The sequence below is a fragment of the Crossiella sp. CA-258035 genome, from assembly GCF_030064675.1.
Taxonomy (GTDB): domain Bacteria; phylum Actinomycetota; class Actinomycetes; order Mycobacteriales; family Pseudonocardiaceae; genus Crossiella.
In genome coordinates, this window is sequence record NZ_CP116413.1 from 5,610,969 (window position 1) to 5,634,053 (window position 23,085).

Genomic DNA, 23,085 nt, shown 5'->3' on the forward strand with positions numbered 1-23,085 from the left:
CTAACTTCACGGGGGACGGATGAGTCATCCGCAGGGCACACCGGGCACCGCGCGCACTCCGGACGGCCGGGAGCTGTTCTACCAGCGACTTCCCGGCCCCGAGGGCACACCGACCGTTGTCTTCGAGTCCGGGCTGGCCGCCTCGCGGTCGTTCTGGGGCCTGGTGCAGCCCGCGGTGTCCGGCTTCGCCACCTCGGTGGCCTACGACCGCTCCGGCCTGGGCCGCAGCCCGGCCTCCCCCGGCCCGCGCGACCTGGACACCCTGGCCGCCGACCTGAACGCGTTGCTGGACCACCTGGGCGCGGGACCGTTCGTGCTGGTCGGCCACAGCTGGGGCGGGCCGGTCATCCGGCTGGCCACCGCGGCCCGGCCGGACCGGATCGCCGGGGTGGTGCTGGTGGACGCCACCGACGAGCTGTGCGGGCCGCTGTTCACCGAGCAGGTCCGCAAGCTGGAGCGGCCCGCGCAGCGGATGACCGTGCTGCTGGCCCGGCTCCGCCTGCTCGGCCTGGCCTACCGGCGGGCGACCGCGGTGCTGCCGCCGGAGTCCAGGGCGGACATCCGGCGGGAGGGCTTCACCGTGGCGGTGACCAAGGTCCGCGCCGCCGAGCTGGCCGCGGTGCCCAGCGGGCTGAACTCGTTGCGGGACAACCCACCTGACCTCACCGGCATCCCGGTCACCACCATCTCCGGCGCGCTGAGCTCACCGGGCATGCCGCGCGGGACCAGGGCGGCGGTCACCGAGTCGCACCGGCGGCGGGCCCTGGTCACCGAGGGCGGGCGGCACGTGCTCGCGCCCCGCTCCGGCCACCTGGTGCCGCTCACCGACGCGGAGCTGATCGCCGAGGAGGTCCAGCGGATCCTCACTTCGCGCCAGGGTCCGCGCCGAACGCGCTGAGGAAGCGGTCCCGGAAGGCGTCCATCGGCCACACCGGCGCGTCCGGCGCGGGCTTGAGGCCGGGCGTCCAGCCCCAGTCCGCGGTGCGCGCCAGCACGGCCTGGTCCTTGGCCACCACGGTGATCGGCACGTCCCTGGTGGCCTGCGCGCCGGTGAGCACCTGGGCAGGCTGGTGGTCGCCGAGGAAGACCAGCACCAGGTTGTCGTTGGCGTGGCTGTGCAGGTAGGAGATCAGCGAGCTGAGCGAGTACTCCACGGCCCGCCCGTAGTCGGCGCGCACCTGGGCCGGCGTGCGGTCCTCGGCCGGGGGCGCGGCGCGGTAGCCGGAGCCGTCGCCGAGGGCGGACCAGTCGAGCAGGTCCGGGATCGGCGTCCAGGGCGCGTGGCTGGTGACCAGCGGGATGGTGGCCAGCACCGGTGACCCGCCGCGGGCCAGGCGGTGGAAGGCGGCCAGGGTGAACTGGTCGGGGGTGGTGGCGTAGCCGAAGCGCGGGCCGCGGTAGCCGAGGCCGTCGGCCGGGTAGACGCGGTCGTAGCCGAAGAACTCGCCCTCCGGCCAGGCCCTGGTGATGCCGGGCACCACGCCGACCGAGCGCCAGCCGGCCCGCTGGAATGCCTTGTTGAGGGTGAGCCGGTCGCTGGCCACCAGGGTGCGGTAGCGCTGTTCGTTGTCCACCCACAGCCCGGAGAGCAGCGTCGCCTGGGCCAGCCAGCTGCCACCACCGGCGGTCGGCGAGGTGAGGAATCCACTGCGCGCGCCAAATCCCGCCTCGGCCAGCCGCTGCGTCCCGGCCGCCAGCACCGAGCTCACACCGGGGAAGTCGACCGCGTCCCGCCCGTAGCTCTCCACGAAGCTGAGCACGACGTCCTTGCCGCGCAAGGCAGTCAGCAGCTCGGCGCCGGGAACGTCGCGGAACGGGTCCACCGCGGCCGCCTCGGCGAAGGCCCGCTGGTCGAGCAGTCCGGCGCGCACCCGCTGGGCGTGCTCGAAGGCCGCGGTGGCGCTCGCCGCGACCGGCAACCCGGCGCTGATGGTGACCACCGAGATCAGCGCCACCGCCCGGATCGCGCTCCGGCGGCGGCGCGCGGCGAGGGTGGTCAGTCGGCGCACCGACCAGGCGACCGCCGCGGTCAGCGCGAGCACGAGCAGCACGGCCGCGGCCACGGCGGCGAGGGCGGCCGGACGGCCGAGGGTGACCTCCAGGTAGTCCACGGCGGGGGTCAGCAGCGACCAGTCCAGGACGAGGTCGAAGGGGCGCAGGAGGACGGAGTCGAAGGCCAGGTCGAGGAGTTTGAGGGCGGTGAACAGGCCGAGGGCGAGGCCGCCGAGGAGGGCGGCGACGCGGCGGGGTTTGGCGGGGAGGGCGAGCAGCAGGAGCAGGGCGAGCGGGGCTTCGACCGGGATGCGGGTGAAGGCGGCCGGGGTGAGGCGGTCGATGTCGTTGGGCAGCAACAGGGCGGCTAGGACGAGGAGGGCGGCGAGGGCGGTGGCGAGGCGGGCTGCGGCGCGGCGCAGCACGGTGCGGGGCGCGACCGGGCCGGGCACGGTGGTGCTGTCAGCGGCGGGTTCGCCCGCGCGACCGTCCACAGTCGACATTCGCTGTCCTCTCGTCCGAGCGTTGCGCTGTCCGGGTACACGTGGTCCCGGTCACGGCCGGTTCACGGGTAGCGTGTCTAGATATGACCCGACCGCACGTGTTGCTCAGCGTCGCCGTCAGCGTGGACGGCTACATCGATGACGTGAGCCCGCAACGGTTTCCGCTGTCCAACACCGAGGACTTCGACCGGGTGGACCAGTTGCGCGCCGAGTCCGACGCCATCCTGATCGGGGCCGCCACCATCCGCGCGGACAACCCCCGCCTGCTGGTCAACTGCCCGGACCGCCGGGCCGCCCGGATCGCGCGGGGGCTGCCCGAGTACCCGCTGAAGGTGGCCGTGACCGGTTCCGGCGAGCTGGACCCCGGACTCAAGTTCTGGCACTGCGGTGGCCAGAAGCTGGTGTACACCAATGATTCCGGCGCAGCGGCCGCCACCGCGCGGGTGGGTGAGCTGGCCACGGTCGTCCCGCTCGGACCCGAGGTCGGGCTCGGGGCGTTGCTGGACGATCTTGGCGCTCGCGGGGTCGGCAGGTTGATGGTGGAAGGGGGTGGCAGCATCCACACCGCCTTCCTCGCCGCGGGACTGGCCGATGAGGTCCGGATCGCCATCGCGCCCATGCTCATCGGACAGGCCGCCGCGCCGCGGTTCCTGAACCCGGCCGAGTTCCCGGGTGGCCCGGCCCGCCGGTTCCACCTGGAGGAGGTCACCCGGATTGGGGACGTGGCGGTGTTGCGGTACCTGCCAAAGCGGGACGCAGCAGCCTGAGCGCGCCGGTCACGTCCTGCCAGCGGAAGACCGCGACCACCGCGGCCAGCGCCAGCAGGATCGCGGGCAGCTGCGCGCCCGCGGTGTCCCGCAACAGGAACAGCTCGGTGGCCACCGCCCCGGTCATCACCCCGGCCAGGCCCAGCGCGGCCAGTCCGCCCAGGCGCGGCACGAGCAGGCCAACCGCGCCGGCGATCTCCAGCACGCCGGTGAGGTAGCGCAGCCACTGGCCAAGGCCGATCTTGTCGAACTTGCCGGCCAGGCCGTCACCCAGCAGCAGGTAGCCGCTGTAGACGAAGTAGGCGGCGAGCAGCACCCGCAGCGCCCAGAGTGCGACCGTGCCCGCGATGCGCGCGGGGGACGCCGGTTCAGCCATGACGGGATCCTTCCACCAGAACGGGCGCCTGTCGCCGCAGCCAGGCGATGTCGCGACCAAAGGACCACAGCAGCGTGCCCAGCGCGGCCGCGGTGAGCACCTCCGCGTACGGCAGCACCGCCGAGGCGGCCACCACCAGCACGATGCCCTGCGCCGCGGCCACCGCCTTGCGCGCCAGGCTGTGCGGCAGTGCCCCGCGCAACCAGGGCAGGCCCCAGGAGGCGGCCACGAACAGGTAGCGGGCCGCGCCGATCAGCAGCACCCACGGCCCCAGGTGCAGCGAGACGTGCACGCTGAGCACCAGGATCAGGAAGGCGTCGACCTCCATGTCGAACCGGGCGCCGAAGGCCGAGGTGGTGCCGGTGCGCCTGGCCACCTGTCCGTCCACACAGTCCAGTGCCAGCGCGACCGCGGCCAGCACCACCAGCAGGAGGCCGGCCTCGGCCCGGTCGGCCACCAGCGCGGTGACCACCCCGACCAGCCCGCCCCTGGCCAGGGTGACCCGGTCGGCTGGTCCGAGGGTGGTTCCCGCGCGCCGCAGCGCGTGGCTGACCAGGAAGAAGGTGGCGGTGGCGTAGGCGAGTCCGGTGAGCCAGCCCAGGCTGCCCAGCCCGATCGTGCCGCCGATGAGGCCGAGCAACGCGACTTGGGCGACGACCCAGCCCGCCTGCTCGGGCACGGCGGGCGCCGTGGTGTGCTGAAGTGTGGTCATCGGTCCCTCACCGTCGTCCGCGTTCTCGGAGGTTCCATTGGTGAAACGTTCAGCAAGGGCACTTTGGGTCACCGGTCCGGGAAATTGTGAGATCCGACCGGTTTTTCCACCCGATCCGGGACCGGGTGACGTCCTGGTCCAGACGCTGCACACCGCGGTCAGCCGGGGCACCGAGACGCTGGTGCTGCGCGGCGGCGTGCCCGCCAACCAGCACGCGCTCATGCGCGCGCCGTTCCAGGAGGGCGAGTTCCCCTGGCCGGTCAAGTACGGCTACCTCAACGTCGGGGTGGTGAAACAAGGGCCGCGGCACCTGGTGGGGCGCACCGTGTTCTGCCTCTATCCACACCAGACCGAGTACGTGGTGGGCTCGCGCGCGGTCACCCCGGTGCCGGATGCCGTGCCGCCGGAGCGCGCGGTGCTGGCCGGCACGGTGGAGACCGCGGTGAACGCGCTCTGGGACGCCAGGCCGATGGTCGGCGACCGGATCGCGGTGGTCGGCGGCGGCATGATCGGGTGCAGTGCGGCGGCGCTGCTGGCCCGTTTCCCCGGCGTCCGGGTCCAGCTGGTGGACACCGATCCCAGCCGGGCCGCGGTGGCCGAGGCGCTGGGGGTGTCCTTCGCCGCGCCGGAGCAGGCGTTGCGGGACAACGACCGGGTGCTGCACGCCAGCGCCAGCGAGGCGGGCCTGGCGCTGTCCCTGGAGCTGCTCGCGCCGGAGGGCGAGGTGGTCGAGCTGAGCTGGTACGGCGACCGGCGGGTCAGCCTGCCGCTGGGCGAGGCGTTCCACTCGCGCAGGCTGCGCATCCGGGGCAGCCAGGTGGGCACGGTGGCCCGGCCGGACCGCGACTACGCCCAGCGGCTGGCGCTGTCCCTGGAACTGCTGGCCGATCCGGTGTTCGACGCGCTGATCACCGGGTCGAGCCCGTTCGAGGAGCTGCCCGAGGTGCTGCCCAGGCTGGCCGACGGCTCGCTCCCGGCGCTGTGCCACCGCATTGACTACGGTGCCTGACATGCTCCCGACCGACACCACCGTGGACGTCCGCGACCGCGGGGCCCGGGTGGCCCTGCTGCCGGTGGGCAGCCACGAGCAGCACGGCCCGCACCTGCCGCTGGCCACCGACACGCTCATCGCGTGTGCGATCGCCCGCGAGCTCGCCGCCGCGCACCCGGTGCAGCTGCTGCCGCCGATCACCATCTCCTGCTCGCACGAGCACGCGGCCTGGCCGGGCACGGTGAGCATCAGCGCGCCGACGCTGTACGCGGTGGTGCGCGACATCGCGGACTCGCTGCGGAAGTCCGGGGTGCCGAACCTGGTGCTGGTCAACGCGCACGGCGGCAACTACGTGCTGTCCAACCTGGTCCAGGAGTCCGAGGGCCTGGCCCTGTTCCCGGGTTCGGCGGACTGGCGGGTCGCGCGGGAGCGGGCCGGGATCGAGACCTCCGCCCTCGCGGACATGCACGCGGGCGAGCTGGAAACCTCGATCCTGTTGCACACCAACCCGGAACTGCTCCGCCCCGGCTTCGAGACCAGCGACCACGAGGCCGGGGAACGCCCGCACCTGCTGACCCTGGGCCTGGCCGCCTACACCGAGTCCGGCGTGATCGGCCGTCCCTCGCTGGCCTCAGCCCGCAAGGGGGCGGAGCTGCTGGCGGGACTGGTCGAGACGTTCCGGCACACCCTCGCGGCGCTGCCCGGGTAGCAGCGTCAGCACCCCGGGCAGCGCGGACACCAGTGCCAGCGCGCCGTACACCACCCCGGTGGCCAGTCCCCGCTCCGCGCCGAGCCCGGCCGCGCCGAAGGCCACGGCCAGGAAGGCCTCGCGCGGCCCGAACCCGCCGAGGTTGACCGGCACCGCCATCACCAGCAACGCCAACACGAACAGCGGCAGCAGCTGACCCAGCGGCGCGGTCACGCCCGCGACCCTGGCGGCCACCAGGAAGAGCAGGACGTGCCCGGCGACCCCGGCCGCGGACAGCAGCCCGACCCGGAGCAGCAGACCACCCGCGAGCAGCGCCCTGGCGTCGGCGAGGGTGGCGGCCAGCTCGCGGCGCACGGCGGGAATCCGTTGCAGCACAAGCACGACCGCGGCACCGCCGAACACCGAGCCGATCAGTGGCGGGCTCAGTTCCAGCGCGAACGCGGGCACGGCCCCGGTCGCCAGCACCCCGGCCCCCGTCGCGATCAGCACCACCTGCCCCGCGAACCGCTCGAACACCACCGCCCGCACCCCGCGCCCCAGGTCCCCGGACTCCTTGCCATGACTCACCGCCCGGTGCACATCCCCGAGCACACCGGCGGGCAGCACCGCGTTCAGCAACAGCCCTCGGTAGTAGTCCGCGACCGCCCGCCCCAGCGTCAGCGGCAACGCGAGCCCGCCAGCCACCAGCCGCCACCGCTGCGCACTCGCCAAGGTGGTCAGCGCGCCGATGCCCAGTGCCGCGAGCACCGAGCCGAACCCGATCGACCGCAGCCCGTCCAGCACCGCGCCCGCACCCAGCTGCCAGCCCAGCGCGACCAGGATGCCCGCCGCCGCGACCAGTCGCAGCCAGGGCCAGAGCGCGCGCATCAGCCCGCCCCCGGTAGCGCGAGCTGGTCCACGTGGTGCACCAGGGCCCGGAACCCGGTGGCCTGCCTGCGCCGCAGGTACTCCGGGGCGTCAGCGGCCAGCCGGGGTTGCTGTTCGACGGCCGCGCCGACCCAGCCGTGCAGCCATTCCGTGGTCAGCTCGGGCCGGTCCGGGCCGAGCCGCCAGGTGCTGGGCCGGGTGATCACCCGGTAGCCGTGGCGCTCGAACGCCTCGGTGGTCGCGGCGGGCGCGTCCGGGCCGAGCAGGCCGTGGCGGCGCTGGTGGTCGTTGAAGGCGGCCTCGAACCCGGCGTCGAGATCCTCGGCCGGGTCCAGGTCGATCCGCCCGGCGACGGAGAGGGTGAACAAAGCTGGCACACCGGCTTCTACGATGGCCGACACCAATCCGTTCAGCTGCTCGGTGGTGAACAGGTCCAGCAGCGCGGAACCGGTCACCAGCGAGGCCCCGGCCAGGTCCTCCGCGCGAAGGTCGCCGATGTCGCCCTGGCGGATCTCCACCGGCACGTCCAGGCTGGTCTCGGCCAGGGCGAGCAGGCGCGGGTCCTCATCGTGCAGCACCCAGCGCTGCGGGCCGGGCAGCCGACCGGACAGCCAGCGGGCCTGGGAACCGCTGCCACAGCCCAGGTCGTGGATGACCAGCCCGGCCGCGGGGCCGAGCGCGACGCGCAGCGGGTCGAGCAGCTCGGTGGCGCGCGACTCGGCGTCCACCGGTTCGCGCAAGGCCAGCCATTCCGGGGTGTAGGTCATGCGCGCACAGTAGCCAGCACCCGCGCCAGCGCCCTGGCGGAAGCCGCCCAGTCCGGTAGCTCCGCCCGCCGTCGGCGCGCGGATACCCGCAGGTCACGCCGCAGGTCGGCATCGGTCAGCCAGCGCCGCAGCGCCGCGGCGAGCGCGGCCTGATCACCGGGCGGCACCAGCAGGCCGCCGTCACCGAGGGCCTCCGGCACACCGCTGCCCGAGCTGGCCAGCACCGGGACGCCCCTGGCCAGCGCCTCGGTCACCACCATGCCGTAGGTCTCCGCGCGGGAGGGCAGCACCAGCAGGTCGGCCGCGCCGTACTCCTGTGCCAGCGATGCCCCGGTCAGCGGCCCGAGCAGCTGGAACCGCTCGCCCAGCCCGTGCCGCTCGATGAGCCCCCGCACCAGCCGCAGCTGCGCCTGATCGCGCGTCGGCCCGGCGCACCGGCACCGCCAGGGCAGCTCCGCGACCGTCGCGAGCGCCTCGGCCAGCAGGTCGTGGCCCTTGCGCGGGGTCACCGAGGCCACGCACAGCAACCCGGACACCCCATCGGTGCCGGACGCGAGCGGCGCGGGGTCCACACCCGGCAGCACCGCGTGCACCAGATCCGCGGCCAGGCCGTGCCGTTCGACCAGCCGCCGCGCGGCCCAGGAACTGGTGGCGACCACCGCGCGGGCGGCGCGCAGGCTAGCCCGCTCCGCTCCGTCCAACCGGTCGGCCAGCGCCGGGTCCAGGCCGGTCTCGTCGGCCAGCGGCAGGTGCACCAGCACCACCAGGTTGAGCCGGTCCGCCTCCGGTCGCAGCAGCTCGGGCACCCCGCAGGCGACCAGCCCGTCCAGCAGCACCGCCGCCCCGGCCGGCCGGTCGGCCAGCGCCGCGGCCAGCGCGGCCCGGCTGGCCCGATCCGGCCGCGGCCAGGTTCCGGCGACCGGGACCTCGCGCACGTCCACGCCCAGGGCGGTCAGCTCCTGGCTGACCCTGCGGTCGTAGACGTTGCCGCCGCTGGGCGCGGCCCGGTCGTCGATGTCGCCGGGCAGCACGAACCAGACGGTCACAGCGGGCGTTCGTAGCTCGCCCAGGCCACGTGCGACTCGTGCAGGGTGACCTCGATCTTGGCCAGCCCGCGTGCGCCCTCGCCGAGCGATCCGGCGTGCACCCGGGCGGCCAGCTGGTCGGCGATGTGCTTGGCCAGGTACTCGGTGGAGGTGTTGATCCCGGCGAAAACGGGCACTTCGTCCAGGTTGCGGTAGTTGAGCTCGGCCAGCACCTCGCCCAGCTCACTGGTGGCCAGTCCGATGTCCACCACGATGTTGTCCGAATCCAGCTCCGCCCGGCTGAACCGGGCGTCCACCACGAACGTAGCTCCGTGCAGGCGTTGTGCCGGACCGAAGACCTCGCCCCGGAAGCTGTGGGCGACCATGACGTGATCACGGACGGTGATGCTGAACAGGGTGACCTCCAGGGCAGTGCGGAAAACGGGGCAACCTCCGGCCGAGCGTAGACAACGCCCGGCCGGACTGGGGTGAGGAGAGGCCGGATGTACACACAAGCCTTCAGCGACACCGAGATCGCCGAATCCGACCTGGTCACGCGGCGCGGCAGGTTCCGGGCCATCGCGTTCTGGGCGGACGGCCACGAGCACCTGGCGCTGGTCTACGGCTGCGCGCGGGACCGGGCGGACGTGTTGGTGCGCGTGCACTCGGAGTGCCTGACCGGGGACATCCTGGGCGCCATGCGCTGCGAGTGCGGCGAGCAGCTCAACGGCGCGCTGGACGCGATCGTGCGCGAGGGCAGCGGGGTGCTGGTCTACCTGCGCGGCCACGAGGGCCGGGGCATCGGCCTGGTGGCCAAGGTCCGCACGCACGTGCTGCAGGACGAGCAGGGCCTGGACACCCTGGACTCGGCCACCGAGCTCGGCCTGCCGGTGGACACCAGGGACTACGGACCGGCCGCGAAGGTGTTGCGGCACCTGCGGATCCGCTCGGTGCGCCTGCTGTCGAACAACCCGGACAAGTTCCAGGCCCTGGCGGCCCACGGCATCCCGGTGGTGGCCAGGGTTCCGCTGGTGATGCCGGCCAACCGGCACAACATCGGCTACCTGACCGCCAAACGCGACCGGCTCGGCCACGACCTGCCCCAGGTCGAGGTCTTCGGCGAGCCGCAGAAGGAGCGCTGCTAGGTCGTGTCCGACCTGGACCGGGAAAACGATTGGCGGGCTGCCCACACCCCCAGGTAATGGGCAGCCCGCTCCCTGCCACACTCTGCCGGACGCTGGCCGCGAAGACGTTGAATGAACGTTGAACTCGCTGCTCGGGGCTGGTATGCCGGGGGTGACGACAGGGGGATGCGTGACGGTCGAGTTCCTGGTGCTGGGCGGGGTCGAGGCGCGGGCAGGCGGGCGGCTGCTCGACCTGGGGCCTGCCCGGCAGCGGCGGGTGCTGGCCGCGTTGCTGGTCAACGCCAACCAGGCGGTCACCGCCGACCAGCTGATCGAGCGGGTCTGGGGTGAGCGGCCGCCGCAGCGGGCGGGCGGCACCCTGCGCAGCTACCTCACCCGGCTGCGGCAGGTCCTGGACGAGACCGGGCAGGTGCGGATCCAGCGGCAGTCCGGCGGCTACGTGCTCACCGTGGACGAGGAGTCCGTGGACCTGCACCGCTTCCGGCGGCTGGTCGCGGCGGCCAGGGCCAGTGCCGAGGACACAGAGCGGCTGGCGCTGTTCGAGCAGGCCTTCCAGCTGTGCCGGGACGAGCCGTTCGCCGGGTTCGACACGCCGTGGTTCGACCAGGTGCGGGCCGGGTTCGAGCGGGTGCGGGTGGCCGCGGAGCTGGACCACGTGGAGGTGGCGCTGCGCTGCGGCAAGCACCTCGACCTGCTGCCCAGGCTGACCGCGTGGGCCGGGCAGCGGCCGCTGGACGAGCGGCTGGCCGGTCAGCTGATGGTGGCGCTCTACCGGAGTGGGCGGCAGGCCGAGGCGTTGCAGACCTTCCACCGGGTGCGCACCGCGCTGGTCGAGGAGATGGGCATCGAGCCCGGCGCGGACCTGCGCGCGCTGCACCAGCGGATGCTGGCCGGGGACAGCGCGCTGGCCGCGCCCGCGCCCGAGGCGGCCGCGCCCGCGTGGCGGTTGCTGCCCAGGGACATCGACGACTTCACCGGCCGGGACGAGGAGCTGCGGCGGGTGCTGGACCGGCTGCCCGCGGTGCCGGGGGCCAGCAGCGCGGTGGTGATCACCGCGATCGACGGGATGGCCGGGATCGGCAAGACCGCGCTGGCGGTGCGGGCCGCGCACCAGATCGCCGACCGCTACCCCGACGCCCAGCTGTTCCTGGACCTGCACGCGCACACCGAGGACCAGCAGCCCACCGAACCGGCCGCCGCGCTGCACACCCTGCTGCGCTCGATGGGCGTGCCAGGGGAGAAGATCCCGCACGAGCTCCAGGCGCGGGCCGGGCTGTGGCGGCGGCACCTGGCCGGGAAGCGGGCGCTGGTGGTGCTGGACAACGCGGCCAGCGCGGCCCAGGTCCGCCCGCTGCTGCCGGGCAACCCGGAGTGCCTGGTGCTGATCACCAGCAGGCACCGGCTGACCGACCTGGAGGCCGCGCACATCCTCTCCCTGGACGTGCTGCCCGACGGCGACGCCACCGCCCTGTTCGCCCGGATCGCCGGGTCCGAGCGGGCCACCGCCGAACCAGCGGCGGTGGCCGAGGTGGTCGCGCTGTGCGGCGCGCTGCCGCTGGCCATCCGGATCGCCGCGGCCCGGCTGCGCAGCAGGCCCAGCTGGACGGTGGAGCACCTGGCCGCGCGGCTGCGCGACGAGCGGCGGCGGCTGGGTGAGCTGACCGCGGGCGATGTCGGGGTGGCGGCCGCGTTCGCGCTGTCCTACCAGCAGCTCTCCCCCGCCCGGCAGCGGCTGTTCCGGCTGCTCGGCCTGCACCCCGGCGCGGAGTTCGACGCCTGGGCCGCCACCGCGCTCACCGACGGCGACCCCGAGGAGGTGGAGCAGGGCCTGGAGGACCTGGTCGACGTGCACCTGCTCCAGCAGCCCGCGCCCGGCCGCTACCGCTTCCACGACCTGTGCCGCGCGCACGCCCGCCAGCTGCTCACCTGCGGCGAGCCGGAGGCCGAGCGGCAGGCCGCGCTGGAGCGGCTGTGCGAGTTCTACCGGCACAGCACCGCGGCGGCGATGAACACCCTGGTCCCGGTGGACAAGCACCTGCGCACCGACTCACCCGCCCCCGACCGGCCGGGCCCCGAGCTGGGCACCCGCGCGCTGGCCGGGGTGTGGCTGGAACGTGAGCGCGGCAACCTGATCACCACCGCGATCCACTGCGCGCCGGAGCACGCCGCCTACCTCTCCGCCGCGCTCCAGCACTACCTCAACTTCCGCGGCTACTACGACGACGGCCACGCCTTGCACAGCAAGGTGATCGCGCACGCGCGCGCGAGCGGCGACGAGGCGCTGGAGGGCCAGGCGCAGTACCGGCTCGGCTACGTCTACTGGTGGCAGGGCCGGTACCCGCTGGCATTGGAGCACTTGACCAAGGCGCTCGTCCTGGCCGAATCAGCGGGTCTGGTCGGCGTGCAGGGCTACGCGCAGGCCGGGCTGGGCTTCACCCACCGGCGGCTGGGCAGGCACGAGCAGGCGCTCCGGCACTTCCAGCACGCGCTGGCCGCGGCCGAGCAGGCTGGCGATGTCAGCCTCCAGGGCCACGTGCTCACCGGCCTCGGCCACACCTACCCGGCTCTGGGCCGCGCCGAGGAGGCGCTGACGCACCTGCGGCGCGCGGTCGCGCTGGCCGAGGAGACCGGCGACCGGCAGGTGGAGATCGGCGCGCGGATCGGCCTCGGCGCGGGCTACCGGGGGCTGGGCCGCCGCGGTGACGCGCTGGCGGAGCTGCGGCTGGCGCTGGCCGCCGCCGAGGACACCGGTGACCGGGGACTGCGCGGCTACGCGCTGCGCAACCTGGGCGATGTCTGCTTCGACACCGGCGAGCTGGCGGATGCGCGCGAGCACTACCAGCAGGCGCTGACCCTGGCCAGGGAGATCGCCAGCCCCGGCCACGAGTCCGAGGCGCTGCTCGGCCTGGGCCAGACCGCGTTGCGCGGCGGGCTGTTCGAGCTGGCCCTGGACTACGCGCGCCGGTCGGAGGCGCTGGCCGCCGAGGTGGGCGATGCCTACCAGCGGGCCTGCGCGCACCGCTGCCTGGCCCGGATCCAGCAGGGCCTGGACCGCCCGGCCGACGCGCACCGGCACTGGCGGCAGGCGCTGGCCCTGTTCGCCGAGCTGGGCATGCGCGAGGCCGAGGAGGTGCGCGGCGAACTGGCCAAGCTGGACGCCGAACGCGCCGAGTAGCCCGGCTTTTCAGGCCCAGGACGGGAAATTTCAGTCCGCCGGTCCCAACCGGTGAACTCCCCCCATACTCCCTCGCGTGGCTGAGGACTACACCCTGCGCCGGGTTCCGCCCGCGGCGCGACACGGTTGGCGGACGGTCGCGGTGCAGTCCTTCGGCCAGGCGGGCAACATCGGCCTGCTGATGCTGGGCGCGCTGCTCGGCATCTCGCTGGGCTTCTGGCCCGCGGCCGGGGTTCTGGTGCTGGGCCTGGTGATCCAGACCGTGGCGCTGCTGGCGATGGGCACCATGGGCATGCGCGAGGGACTGGCCACCACCGTGCTCACCCGGTGGACCGGCCTGGGCCGCTACGGTTCGGCGATCCTCGGGCTGGTGCTGGCCTGCTGCGTCACCGGCTGGTTCGGCGTGCTCAACACCGTTGTGGCGCAAGGACTGCACACCATCGTCGGCGGGCCGACCTGGGTGTGGGCGCTCATCGCCGGCGCCGGGATCACCGCGATCGTGATGTTCGGCTTCACCGTGATGGCCCGCACCGCCGCGGTCACCGCGCCCGCTTTCCTTGCCCTGTCGGCCTATCTGGCCGTGACCCAGCTCTGGGACCGCCCGCTGGCCGAACCGGCCGGGGGCATGTCGATTCCGGCCGGGGTGACCGCGGTGGTCGGCGTGTGGATCATCGGCATCGTGGTGGCCCCCGACATCACCCGGTTCACCCGCGACCGCGCGGATGTGGTGCGGCTGACCGTGTTCGGCACCGTGCTCGGCCAGCTGCTGATCGGCCTGTGCGGGATCGCGCTGGCGCTGGCCTTCCAGACCAAGGACGTGGTCGCCATCGTCACTGCGGGCTCCGGTCTGCTGGGCATCGCGGTGCTGATCACCGCCACCGCCAACATCCAGAACCTCAACCTCTACGTCGGCACCCTCAGCCTGGCCAACGCGCTGGACACCCTGATCGGCCGCCGCCCCGGCCCGCGCCTGCTCACCGTGCTGCTGGGCGCACTCGGCGCGATCGCCTCCGCCACCGGCATTCTGTCCACTGTGGACAGTCTGCTGGCGGTGCTGGCCGGGGTGTTGCCGCCGGTGGTGGGCATCGCCACCGCGGAGTACTACGTGGTGCGCCGCTGGCGACCGCTGCTGGCGGAGTCCCGCCCCAGCGGCGAACTGCCCGCGCCGCCACCGGCCTGGGTGCCCAGCGCACTGGTGATCTGGGTGGTCACCGCGGCGATCGGCCTGCTCGCGCCGTGGGGCGTGCCCGCGCTCAACGCGCTGCTGCCCGCCTTCGCGCTCACCGTGCTGGTGGGCTGGGCGAGCCGAGCGCGAGCAGCCCGGCGGAGCCGTCTCAGCCCAGCGCGGCCACGATCTCCTCGGTGCTGAGCACCTCGCCGAACCGCGGGAAGACCACGGTGAGCGCCGACTCGTGCGCGAGCGCGGACATGCCGGTCATCGCATCCGCCGCCGCCACCGTCTCGTACCCGTGGTCGGCCGCGGCGCGCAGCGTGGACTCCACCCCCATCTCGGTGGCGATCCCGCCGAAGACCACCGTGCGCACCCCCAGCGCGCGCAGGTGGGCGTCCAGCCCGGTGCCGTAGAAGCCGCCGATGGTGTGCTTGGTGACCAGCTCCTCACCCTCGGCCGGGGTCAGCGCCGGATCGAGCTCGCTGCCCTCTGGCTGCTCGACGTTCGGGCGGTGGGCCTGCACCAGCACGATCGGCGCACCGGCGGCGCGGAAGGCATCGCGCAGCCGGATCGCGTTGGCCAGCACCGCGGAGCCGGGGTGCGGGGTGGTGGGCAGTGCGATGATCCGGCGCTGGAGGTCCACCAGTACCAGGGCCGTGGTGGCGGGGTCGATCTTCGTCATGCGGGCAGCCTAGGTGGTGTCCGGGCGCAGCACGCGCGTTACCAGTGCAGCTACGTCCAGGGCGATCGCCCGGTGCGCCTGGTGTGAGACCAGCGAGGCGATGCCGTGCACCGCGACCAGGCGGGCCAGCGCGTCCTCCTCGGTGTCCGCGGGGTGCGCCGACCGCCAGGCCGCGCACCAGCGGCCGACCAGCGGGATCATCGTCGAGCGCAGGTTCGCGCCGGATGCCTCCAGCAGGTCGTGCCGCAGCAGCAGGTCGAAGGCGTGCGGGCGCGCGGCGGCGAAGTCGAGGTAGGCGCGGGCGAGCTGGTCCGGTTGCTCGTCGGTGCGGTCCAGCGCGGCGCCGAGCTCACCGGCCACGCGGGTGGCCAGGTGGCCCAGCAGGCTGGTGCGCGAGGGGAAGTGGCGGCGGGGCGCGCCGTGCGAGACGCCGCAACGCCGGGCGGTCTCCCGGATGGTCACCGCCTCCACGCCGTCCTGGTCGAGCAGTTCGGCGGCCGCGCCGAGCAGCTGTTCCCGGAGATCGTCCGCCACCATCGGCCACTCCCTTCGTAGACAGCGTCTACTCTAGCTGGTAGACACTGTCTACGTGATTGCTCTGGGGTTGTTGACGGTGGCCGCGCTGTGCCACGCAGGGTGGAACCTGCTGGTCAAGTCCGCGCCACAGCAGGGACCGGAGTTCGTCTGGCTGTACTCGGTGATCGCCGCGCCCGCCTCGCTCGGGCTGCTGGGCTGGGCGCTGGCCAACGGGACGGTGCTGCCCTCGGTCTGGCCCGCGCTGGTCAGCATGGTGCTGCACACCGCCTATGCCGTGGTGTTGCACCAGGCCTACCGCGCCGGCGAGTTCTCCGTGGTCTACCCGGTCAGCCGGGGCACGCCGCCGGTGCTGGTCACCATGGCCACCATCCCGTGGGCGGGCTGGCCGCGACTCCAGGCCTGGTGCGGGATCGGGCTGGTGCTCGGCGGGGTGCTGGCGCTGGACCGGGTGTGGCAGCGGCAGAGGGTGGCGCGCGGGACGCTGCTGGGGCTGGGCGTGGCGGCGTGCAGCTGCGCCTACACGCTGTGGGACACCTACGCGGTGAACCAGCTCGGCGCCCAGGTGCTGCCCTACCTCGCGGTGGCCAACCTGGGTCAGGTGGTGCTGCTGTCGGCGGTGGTCCGGTTGCGCCGCCGCCCGGTCCGCCCGGTGCTGACGCACTGGCGGCGCGCGCTGCCGATCGCGGTGCTGGCCCCCGCGAGCTACGGCCTGGTGCTGGTGGCGATGTCGCTGGAACCGGTGAGCGCGGTGGCCACCGGCCGCACCCTGAACGTGGTGCTGGGCGTGCTGCTCGGCGTGCTGGTGCTGCGCGAACGCCTCACCGCCTGGCGGATCGCCGGTCTGGTCGCGGTCGCGGGCGGGGTGCTGCTGGTCTCGCTCTAGCGCGAGCCGCCGGTCTACTGTGCAGCCATGCGCCTCCGCCGCCTCGCGCTGCTCGCCTCGGTCCTGCTCGGCGCGCTCACCGTGGGCGGCCCGGCCGCGATGGCCGCCACCCCGGTCACCGCGACGGTCGAGGCCCGCGGGCTCGGCCCGCTGACCGAGCTGGTGATCCAGCGGCTGCTGGTCGGCGACCTGGTGGCCGCCGCGAAGTTCGGCACCGGCAAGACGATCGACGATCCGGTGCGCGAGCAGCAGGTGCTGGACGCCGTGCGCGCCAAGGCAGGCCCACTCGGCCTGGACCCGGAGGTCTCGGTCCGCTTCTTCCAGGACCAGATCACCGCGAACAAGGCGGTCCAGCGCGGCCTGTTCGCCTTCTGGACCCGGCACCCGGACCGCGCGCCCACCACCCGGCCGGACCTCGCGGTGATCCGGCAGCGCCTCGACGAGCTGACCACCAGACTGCTCGCCGAGCTGGTGTCCACAAAGGACACTCGACGCCCAGACCTGCGCTGCCGGGTACTGCTGCTGGAGGCCGAGCTGACCGGCGGGCTCCGGCACCGTCTGGACCAGCTGCACCGGCGCGCGCTGGACACCGGGACCCAGTCGATCTGCTGAGGGCTTGCGTCTCCGCCAAGGGGAGATCCGAGGGTGGGGGCATGGACTACTCGATCGGCGAACTGGCCGAGCGGCAAGCCGTGGGACTTCCCCAGCCGGACCTGGCCGCCACCGTCCGCGACCGGGTCTCCCCCGCGCTGGACTGGGCGATCCGGGCGCTGCGGTCCACTCCGGACTACGCTCGCGGCTAGTCGTCCTGGAGAGGAGCCGACCGTGGCGGAGAAGGACATCCTCGGCACCATCGACGAGCTGGTCGCCGAGGAACGGGAGCTGCGCGGGCACGGCGGCGGGCTGTCCGAGGCCGACCGCGCCCGGCTGAAGTCCCTGGAACAGCAGCTGGACCAGTGCTGGGACCTGTTGCGGCAGCGGCGGGCGGCGGCGGAGTTCGGCCAGGACCCCGACGAGGCGAGCACCCGGCCCGCCGACGAGGTGCAGCGCTACCTTCAGTAGGCCGCCGTGTCGATGATGATCTCCGAGTGCAGCGTGCGGTGCACCGGGCAGCGGTCAGCGATCTCCAGCAGGCGCTGACGCTGCTCCGCGTCCAGCTGACCGGTGATCCGGATGGCCCGCTCGATCCGGTCCAGCCTGCCGTCCTTCGTCTCGCAGTCCGCGCAGTCGCTGGCGTGCACCCTGGAGTGCCGCAGCGCCACGCTGACCCGCTCCAGCGGCCAGCCCTTGCGCTCGGCGTACATCCGCAGCGTCATCGAGGTGCACGCGCCCAGCCCGGCCAGCAGCAGGTCGTACGGCGACAGGCCGCTGTCCTCGCCCAGCGGGCGCGGCTCGTCGGCGGTGATGACGTGCCGCCCCACGGTGATGGTCTGCCCGTAGGCGCCGGTGCCGTTCTCGGTGACCACCACGTGGCCCTCGGGTTCGGCGGCGGGCTCCGGCAGGTGCCGCGCGGCCCAGGCGGCGATCATCGCGCCGGCGTAGGCGGCGTCGCGCGGCCGGATGAGGTCGTGGTCGGCCCCGTCCAGGGCGAGGAAGGACTTGGGGTGCCGGGCATCCAGGAAGATCCGCCGGGCGTGCTCGATCCCCACCGTGGCGTCGGTCGGCGAGTGCAGCACCAGCAGCGCCGCGCCGAGCTTGGCCACCTCCGCCGGGGCGGGCGCGGCCAGCGTGGCCACCGCGGTGACGGCCGGGATCCGCGTGGCCGCCTGGAGCGCGGCGGTGCCGCCGAGGCCGTGGCCGAGCAGCAGCAGCGGCCCGTCCAAGTGTTCGGCGAGCCCGGTCAGCTCCTCGGCGGTGCTGTCGGTGTTGTCCGCCTCGACCTGGTGCACGGCGAGGCCGGCGCCGGCCAGCGCCTGGGTGATCGTGGCGGCGGCCGGTGCGGGCAGGCGGTGGGCGAAGAGGGCGTGGGCGTGCGGGGTCACCCGCCGACAGTAGGGGACGGTTTCCCTGCCACCACAACGGCATAGCCGATCTCGGGGGTGACCGCGAGCTTGGCCCAGCCGTTGTCCACCCCGGCGTCGGCCTCCTCCGGCAGCTCCCCGTTGGCGGCCACGTAGGCGTCGTGCTCGGCCTGCAGGCCGCGGAAGGTGCCGCGCAGCGAGTCCTCGGTGATGTCCAGCGACTCCACCAGCTCCAGCCCGCTCTCGGCCAGCAGCGCCGGGTAGGCGGCCAGCGGGTGGATGGCCGCGATGCTGTTGAGCGCCCAGGTCTCGCGCAGCTCCTGGTTCTGCTCCTCGGTCAGCGGCACCAGCTGCACCAGGTCGGCGATCACCAGCCGGCCGCCGGGCCGCAGCACCTCGGCCAGCTGCCGGAGCACCTTGGCCTGGTCGGGCATGTGGAACAGGGACTCGAACAGCCACACCCCGTCGAAGGACTCCGCCGGGTACGGCAGGTCGGTCGCGTCGGCGAACTCGAACCGCACCCGCTCGCTGAGCCCGGCCTCGGCGGCGTTGCGCTCGGCCAGGTCGAGCTGGCGGCGGCTGACGTTGACGCCGACCACCTCCGCGCCGGTGGCCCTGGCCAGCTCCAGCGCGGGACGGCCGGTGCCGCAGCCCACGTCGAGCACCCGCTGACCAGGCCGCACCGCGAGCTTGTCGATCATCAGCGCGGTCATCCGCTGCGCGGCCTCCTGCACCGGGGTGCCGTAGGGCAGACCGGCCCAGTAGCCGACGTGGAAACTGCCGCCGAGATCGCCGTCGATGAACTCGGTGATCTGGTCGTAGTACGCGCCAACCGCCTCGGCGGTGACGTCGCGGTGGCCGCGGATCGTCATCAACACCTCCCCAGAGGTTCCCTGCCTACCGGACTCTCTTCAGGGCGGTCAACCCCGCCCGAATTGTCACCTTTTCGCGCACTTTATGACACCTTAGGCCGTTCGGGTGAAATGAAAATAGACCGAAAGGCCGTTCGCGGTGACGCAGATCATTCCTTTTACTGATGCCCTTACCGGACCCTTAGGTCTTGAATGAACCGGTTCGTGAGCTTTGCCCTACCATGTGATTTCAATTTCCTGAAAGGCCCTGTAAGTGACCATGAAACGATCCCTTTCTGTCGTGCTGCCGCTCGTGGCCGTCGCCGCCATGGTGGTCAGCCCGGTCGCTCAGTCCAAGGCGCCTGCCACGCAGAGCCCGGTCAACGTGGTGCCGGGGGCTATCCAGATCGACCCGAGCCACCCGAAGTTAGATGTCACCTACGGACACTCCGAACTGGTCCTGAAGTACATCCAGAAGGACGCGGACAAGCCCAACGGCTGCCAGACCCGCGACCACGAGGAAACCGAGCAGGCGGATGTCCGGCCGGGCGCCGGATTTGTCACCGCGGGCGGTGTCCGTTTTGACCTGATCCAGTTCCATTTCCACACCCCGGCCGAGCACCAGTTCAACGGCCGCCGCGACCCGCTGGAAATGCACCTGGTGCACCGCAGCGCCGCGGGCAAGCTGCTGGTGATCGGCGTGCCGCTGCGGGTGGGCGGGCACTCGGTGGTGGACACCGTGCTGGCCAAGCTGGCCCCGGAGTGCGGCGCGCAGGTGCGCATCCCCAGCATCGACCTGAACACGCTGCTGCCGCACAACCGGCACACCCTGCGCTACGAGGGCTCGCTGACCACCTTCCCGTTCGACGAGGGTGTGCAGTGGTACCTGACCACCGAGAAGACCGTCAGCGCCGCCACCCTGGCCCGGTTCCAGGGCCTGTTCAACCACGGCAACTCGCGTGAGCCGCAGCCGCTCAACGGCCGCAAGTTCACCGAGGTCGGCCTGATCTGAGCCAGCCGGAACCGCGCGGGCCGGACCGGTCGGTCCGGCCCGCGCGTTCCATCAACCGAGTGAGGCGGTCGGGATCGACCCCGCGGCGGCTCACTCTGTGCTGCACTGACCGGATGTTCGTCGGCCGTCAGCGTGAACTGGCCCAGCTCGATCTACTGCTGGACGCGCTGCCCGCCGGTCTGACCCCGGTGGAGGTCGTCGGCGAGCCCGGCATCGGCAAGTCCCGGCTGCTGCACGAGATCGGCCTCCGCGCGGCCGACCGCGGCCTGACCGTGCTGGCCGGCCGGGCCGGTGAGTTCGAGCGGGACCTGCCGTTCGGGGTGTTCCTGGACGCCCTCGACCACCACCTGGCCGCGCTGACCGAGGAGCAGGCCGCCGCACTGGGCCCCGGTCACCTGCGCTGGCTGGCCACCGCCTTCCCCGGCCTGGCCGAGCGGGTGCCGCCGGCCCCGCCGCCGCAGGCCGCCGAGCGGTACCTGCTGCACCGCGCGGTGGCCGCCGCGCTGGACGCGCTGGCCGGTCCGGCCGGGCTGCTGCTGGCCCTGGACGACCTGCACTGGGCGGATGAGTCCACCGCCGAGCTGCTCACCCACCTGCTGCGCCGCCCACCGGCGACTCCGCTGCTGCTCCTGCTCGCGCACCGGCCGCGGCAGCTGCCGGACAAGCTGGCCGCGGTGCTCACCGGCCCCGCCTACGACGACGCCCGGCACCGGATCGAGCTGGCGCCACTGGACTTCGAGGCCGCCGGCCACCTGCTGCCCGCGCACTGCCCGCGCAGGCGGCTCTACGAGCTCTCCGGCGGCAACCCGCTCTACCTCCAGGTGCTCGCGCACGGCGGCGAGCTGGCCGTGCCTGCCGAACAGGGCACGGAGGTGCCGCCGGGCATCGCGGCGGTGCTGCGCACAGAGCTCGCCCGGCTCTCCCCGGCCGCGCGGCTGGTGGCGCGGGCGGCCGCGGTGATCGGCGACCAGGTCGACCCCGAGCTGGTCGCCGCGGCCGCCGGCCTGAGCCTGGCGGACACGCACGCCGCGGCCGAGGAGCTGTTCGAGGCGGACCTGTTGCGCGGCACCGGCGCCGGGCAGCGGGTGACCTTCCGGCACCCACTGCTGCGCAACGCCGTCTACCACTCGGCCACCCCGCTGTGGCGGGCCGCCGCGCACGGCAGGGCGGCCCGGCTGCTCACCGGGCGCGGGGCCGCGCTGACCACCGTCGCCCCGCACATCGCCCGCTCCGCCGCGGTGGGCGACGCGGAGGCGGTGCGGCTGCTGCGCGAGGCGGCCCGGCTGGCACTGGCCCAGGCCCCGGCCACCGCGGTGAGCTGGCTCCGGGTCGCGCTGCGCGGGCACCCCGACCCGGGCGACGAGCTGGGCCGCCGGTTGCGGCTGGACCTGGCGCACGCGCTGATGATGTGCGGGCACTACCTGGAGTGCTGGGAGCTGCTGCGGGTGCAGCTGGACGCCACGCCCGCCGAGGCGCCCGCGCTGCGGCACCAGGCGGTGGTGCTGTGCGCGACCACCAGCCGCCTGCTCTGGCAGCCGGCGGAGGGCAGGCGGCTGCTGCGCGCCGAGCTGGCCCGGCAGTACGACCGCCCGGACGCCGACACCGCCACGCTGTGGCTGTACCTGGCGCTGTCCCTGGTGCTGGACGCCCGCTTCGCCGAGGCCGCCGGGGCAGCGGACGAAGCGCTCCGGCTCCAGCTGCCGGACCCGTTGCGCTGCACCGCGTTGGCCATGCTGGCCTGGTGCTACCCGGAGCTGGGGCGAGTGCCCGAGGCGGTGCGCGCGCTGGACGAGGCGGCCGGGATCTACGACCGCGTGGACGAGGCGGACCACCTGGCGCACCTGGGCCTCTCCCACCTGGTGCCGCTGGTGGAGGCGATCTGCCACCTGCGCCTTGGCGACACGCTGCGCAGGCTGGAGCGGGTGCGGCGGCTGTCCCAGCGGCTGGGCCACCTCACCTTCGGCGGCGAGGTGCTGGGCACCACCGCGGCCGTGCTGGCCCATGCCGGGCGAGTGCCCGAGGCGATCGCCCAGGCCGAGGAGGCGCTGGACGCGGCTCGCCTGTCCGGCATCGAACCGCTGCTGGTCAACGTGCTCTGCGCCCGCGCGGCGGTCGCCCTGTACTGCCTGGACCTGCCCGCGGTCGAACGGGCCTGCCGCGAGGTGGCCGCCCTGTCCTGCGCGAGCTGGCACCCGCTGGCCCCGCACCTGAGCCTGATCAGGGACCTGGTCCGGGCCCGCCTCGGCCACCACGCCCCGCTGGCCGAGACCATCGAGAGCCTCGGCGGCCCCGAGCTGCCGGGCACCCTGCACCGGGCCCGGGTGCTGACCTACCTGGAGCTGGCGCACATCGCGGCCCGGCGGGACCGTCCGGCCGAGGCCGCGGACTGGGCGCAGCGGGCGGCCGCGCTGACCGAGGACCTGCTGCCCTACAGCGGCGCGGCGGCCACCCTGGCCGGGGCCTACGCGCGGGCCTGCGGCAAGTCCGCCGAGCACAGCAACTCCGCGCTGGCCCTGGCCGAGTCCGCCGCCACCGCCTTCGCCACGGCCGGGTTCCCGGTCCAGTCCGCCCGCGCCACCCTGCTGGCCGGCCAGCTGCACGCCACCCTGGGCGACCGGGACCGCGCACTGTCCACAATGGACAAAGCGGCCGCGGTGTTCGCCGACTGCGGGTCGAGCGCGCACACCGAGATCGTGCTCCGCTACCAGCGCCGCCTGGGCCGCCGGGTGCCCAGGACCGCGGGCTCGAACCCGCTGGGCCTGACCCCGCGCGAGGCCGAGATCGCCGGGCTGGTGGCCAAGGGGCACAGCAACCGCGCGGTGGCCGCGCTGCTGGTGGTCAGCGAGCGGACCGTGGAGACCCACCTGAGCCGGGCCTTCCAGAAGCTCGGCGTCTCCTCCCGCACCGCGCTGACCGCGCTGCTGGCCCGCGCCGACGACAGCAACCGGCCATGACCGCC

General features: G+C 73.8%; 24 protein-coding genes. 13 read left to right on the forward strand and 11 right to left on the reverse strand.

What is annotated here, in order from left to right; all coding sequences use genetic code 11:
• Positions 1-19: 19 nt before the first annotated feature.
• A complete protein-coding gene (locus N8J89_RS25645; RefSeq protein ID WP_283659565.1) occupies positions 20-898 on the forward strand; it encodes an alpha/beta fold hydrolase in 879 nt (292 codons plus the stop codon).
• On the opposite strand, the gene N8J89_RS25650 is transcribed toward N8J89_RS25645, so the two are convergent.
• Positions 864-2,495, reverse strand: a complete 1,632-nt coding sequence (locus tag N8J89_RS25650) for a sulfatase-like hydrolase/transferase (RefSeq protein ID WP_283659566.1) — start codon at positions 2,493-2,495, stop codon at positions 864-866. The genes N8J89_RS25645 and N8J89_RS25650 overlap by 35 nt on opposite strands.
• A gap of 83 nt (positions 2,496-2,578) precedes the next feature.
• Between N8J89_RS25650 and N8J89_RS25655 the strand changes: the two genes are divergently transcribed.
• Positions 2,579-3,262 carry a RibD family protein gene (locus N8J89_RS25655; RefSeq protein WP_283659567.1) on the forward strand — a complete coding sequence of 228 codons (684 nt, stop codon included), beginning with the start codon at positions 2,579-2,581 and terminating at the stop codon, positions 3,260-3,262.
• Here N8J89_RS25655 and N8J89_RS25660 read toward each other — a convergent pair.
• Positions 3,201-3,638 (reverse strand): DoxX family protein, encoded by a 438-nt coding sequence (locus N8J89_RS25660; protein WP_283659568.1) that lies wholly within the window; start codon positions 3,636-3,638, stop codon positions 3,201-3,203. The two genes, N8J89_RS25655 and N8J89_RS25660, sit on opposite strands and share 62 nt — an antisense overlap.
• Positions 3,631-4,350: a CDP-alcohol phosphatidyltransferase family protein gene (locus N8J89_RS25665; RefSeq protein WP_283659569.1), complete on the reverse strand. Its 720-nt coding sequence runs from the start codon at positions 4,348-4,350 to the stop codon at positions 3,631-3,633. The genes N8J89_RS25660 and N8J89_RS25665 overlap by 8 nt, the downstream gene beginning before the upstream one ends.
• A gap of 40 nt (positions 4,351-4,390) precedes the next feature.
• Here N8J89_RS25665 and N8J89_RS25670 point away from each other — a divergent pair, with 40 nt between their 5' ends.
• Both N8J89_RS25670 and N8J89_RS25675 read left to right on the forward strand, forming a co-directional pair.
• Positions 4,391-5,359, forward strand: coding sequence for a zinc-dependent alcohol dehydrogenase (locus tag N8J89_RS25670; RefSeq protein WP_283659570.1), 969 nt, complete (start codon positions 4,391-4,393; stop codon positions 5,357-5,359).
• A gap of 1 nt (position 5,360) precedes the next feature.
• Positions 5,361-6,050, forward strand: coding sequence for a creatininase family protein (locus N8J89_RS25675; protein WP_283659571.1), 690 nt, complete (start codon positions 5,361-5,363; stop codon positions 6,048-6,050).
• Here N8J89_RS25675 and N8J89_RS25680 read toward each other — a convergent pair.
• The 4 genes from N8J89_RS25680 to N8J89_RS25695 are packed head-to-tail and all read right to left on the reverse strand — an operon-like array spanning position 5,973 to position 9,125.
• Entirely contained in the window at positions 5,973-6,917 is a 945-nt protein-coding gene (locus tag N8J89_RS25680) for a lysylphosphatidylglycerol synthase transmembrane domain-containing protein (protein WP_283659572.1), read from the reverse strand. The genes N8J89_RS25675 and N8J89_RS25680 overlap by 78 nt on opposite strands.
• On the reverse strand, positions 6,917-7,684 hold the full coding sequence (locus tag N8J89_RS25685; protein WP_283659573.1) for a methyltransferase domain-containing protein: 768 nt from the start codon (positions 7,682-7,684) through the stop codon (positions 6,917-6,919). The genes N8J89_RS25680 and N8J89_RS25685 overlap by 1 nt, the downstream gene beginning before the upstream one ends.
• Entirely contained in the window at positions 7,681-8,730 is a 1,050-nt protein-coding gene (locus tag N8J89_RS25690) for a glycosyltransferase family 4 protein (protein WP_283659574.1), read from the reverse strand. Before N8J89_RS25690 ends, N8J89_RS25685 begins: the two co-directional genes overlap by 4 nt.
• Positions 8,727-9,125 carry a 6-pyruvoyl trahydropterin synthase family protein gene (locus N8J89_RS25695; RefSeq protein ID WP_283666247.1) on the reverse strand — a complete coding sequence of 133 codons (399 nt, stop codon included), beginning with the start codon at positions 9,123-9,125 and terminating at the stop codon, positions 8,727-8,729. The genes N8J89_RS25690 and N8J89_RS25695 overlap by 4 nt, the downstream gene beginning before the upstream one ends.
• Positions 9,126-9,212: 87 nt before the next feature.
• Here N8J89_RS25695 and N8J89_RS25700 point away from each other — a divergent pair, with 87 nt between their 5' ends.
• The 3 genes from N8J89_RS25700 to N8J89_RS25710 all read left to right on the forward strand — a co-directional run bounded on the left by N8J89_RS25700 (position 9,213) and on the right by N8J89_RS25710 (position 14,398).
• Complete coding sequence (locus N8J89_RS25700) at positions 9,213-9,854, forward strand: GTP cyclohydrolase II (RefSeq protein ID WP_283659575.1); 642 nt, start codon at positions 9,213-9,215, stop codon at positions 9,852-9,854.
• 169 nt (positions 9,855-10,023) lie between these two features.
• The gene (locus N8J89_RS25705) at positions 10,024-13,029 is read left to right on the forward strand and encodes an AfsR/SARP family transcriptional regulator (RefSeq protein ID WP_283659576.1); all 3,006 of its coding nucleotides are present in this window, start codon (positions 10,024-10,026) and stop codon (positions 13,027-13,029) included.
• 76 nt (positions 13,030-13,105) lie between these two features.
• On the forward strand, positions 13,106-14,398 hold the full coding sequence (locus N8J89_RS25710; RefSeq protein WP_283659577.1) for a purine-cytosine permease family protein: 1,293 nt from the start codon (positions 13,106-13,108) through the stop codon (positions 14,396-14,398).
• Here N8J89_RS25710 and N8J89_RS25715 read toward each other — a convergent pair.
• The gene (locus tag N8J89_RS25715) at positions 14,364-14,882 is read right to left on the reverse strand and encodes an isochorismatase family protein (RefSeq protein WP_283659578.1); all 519 of its coding nucleotides are present in this window, start codon (positions 14,880-14,882) and stop codon (positions 14,364-14,366) included. The two genes, N8J89_RS25710 and N8J89_RS25715, sit on opposite strands and share 35 nt — an antisense overlap.
• A gap of 9 nt (positions 14,883-14,891) precedes the next feature.
• A complete protein-coding gene (locus N8J89_RS25720; protein ID WP_283659579.1) occupies positions 14,892-15,419 on the reverse strand; it encodes a TetR/AcrR family transcriptional regulator in 528 nt (175 codons plus the stop codon).
• Positions 15,420-15,471: 52 nt separating this feature from the next.
• Between N8J89_RS25720 and N8J89_RS25725 the strand changes: the two genes are divergently transcribed.
• Genes N8J89_RS25725 through N8J89_RS25740 form a run of 4 tightly spaced genes read left to right on the forward strand, consistent with a single transcriptional unit; the run spans position 15,472 to position 17,364 of the window.
• On the forward strand, positions 15,472-16,302 hold the full coding sequence (locus N8J89_RS25725; RefSeq protein WP_283659580.1) for an EamA family transporter: 831 nt from the start codon (positions 15,472-15,474) through the stop codon (positions 16,300-16,302).
• A 27-nt stretch (positions 16,303-16,329) separates the two neighbouring features.
• Complete coding sequence (gene aroQ / locus N8J89_RS25730; protein WP_283659581.1) at positions 16,330-16,914, forward strand: gamma subclass chorismate mutase AroQ; 585 nt, start codon at positions 16,330-16,332, stop codon at positions 16,912-16,914.
• Positions 16,915-16,955: 41 nt separating this feature from the next.
• Complete coding sequence (locus tag N8J89_RS25735) at positions 16,956-17,105, forward strand: hypothetical protein (protein WP_283659582.1); 150 nt, start codon at positions 16,956-16,958, stop codon at positions 17,103-17,105.
• Positions 17,106-17,127: 22 nt separating this feature from the next.
• Positions 17,128-17,364 (forward strand): DUF2630 family protein, encoded by a 237-nt coding sequence (locus tag N8J89_RS25740; RefSeq protein ID WP_283659583.1) that lies wholly within the window; start codon positions 17,128-17,130, stop codon positions 17,362-17,364.
• On the opposite strand, the gene N8J89_RS25745 is transcribed toward N8J89_RS25740, so the two are convergent.
• The gene (locus tag N8J89_RS25745) at positions 17,358-18,284 is read right to left on the reverse strand and encodes a bifunctional alpha/beta hydrolase/OsmC family protein (protein WP_283659584.1); all 927 of its coding nucleotides are present in this window, start codon (positions 18,282-18,284) and stop codon (positions 17,358-17,360) included. The two genes, N8J89_RS25740 and N8J89_RS25745, sit on opposite strands and share 7 nt — an antisense overlap.
• Complete coding sequence (locus tag N8J89_RS25750; protein WP_283659585.1) at positions 18,281-19,135, reverse strand: SAM-dependent methyltransferase; 855 nt, start codon at positions 19,133-19,135, stop codon at positions 18,281-18,283. Before N8J89_RS25750 ends, N8J89_RS25745 begins: the two co-directional genes overlap by 4 nt.
• Positions 19,136-19,415: 280 nt before the next feature.
• On the opposite strand from N8J89_RS25750, the gene N8J89_RS25755 reads away from it, so the two are divergent.
• Complete coding sequence (locus N8J89_RS25755) at positions 19,416-20,126, forward strand: carbonic anhydrase family protein (protein WP_283659586.1); 711 nt, start codon at positions 19,416-19,418, stop codon at positions 20,124-20,126.
• A 113-nt stretch (positions 20,127-20,239) separates the two neighbouring features.
• The gene (locus tag N8J89_RS25760; protein ID WP_283659587.1) at positions 20,240-23,080 is read left to right on the forward strand and encodes an ATP-binding protein; all 2,841 of its coding nucleotides are present in this window, start codon (positions 20,240-20,242) and stop codon (positions 23,078-23,080) included.
• The last annotated feature ends 5 nt before the right edge of the window (positions 23,081-23,085 follow it).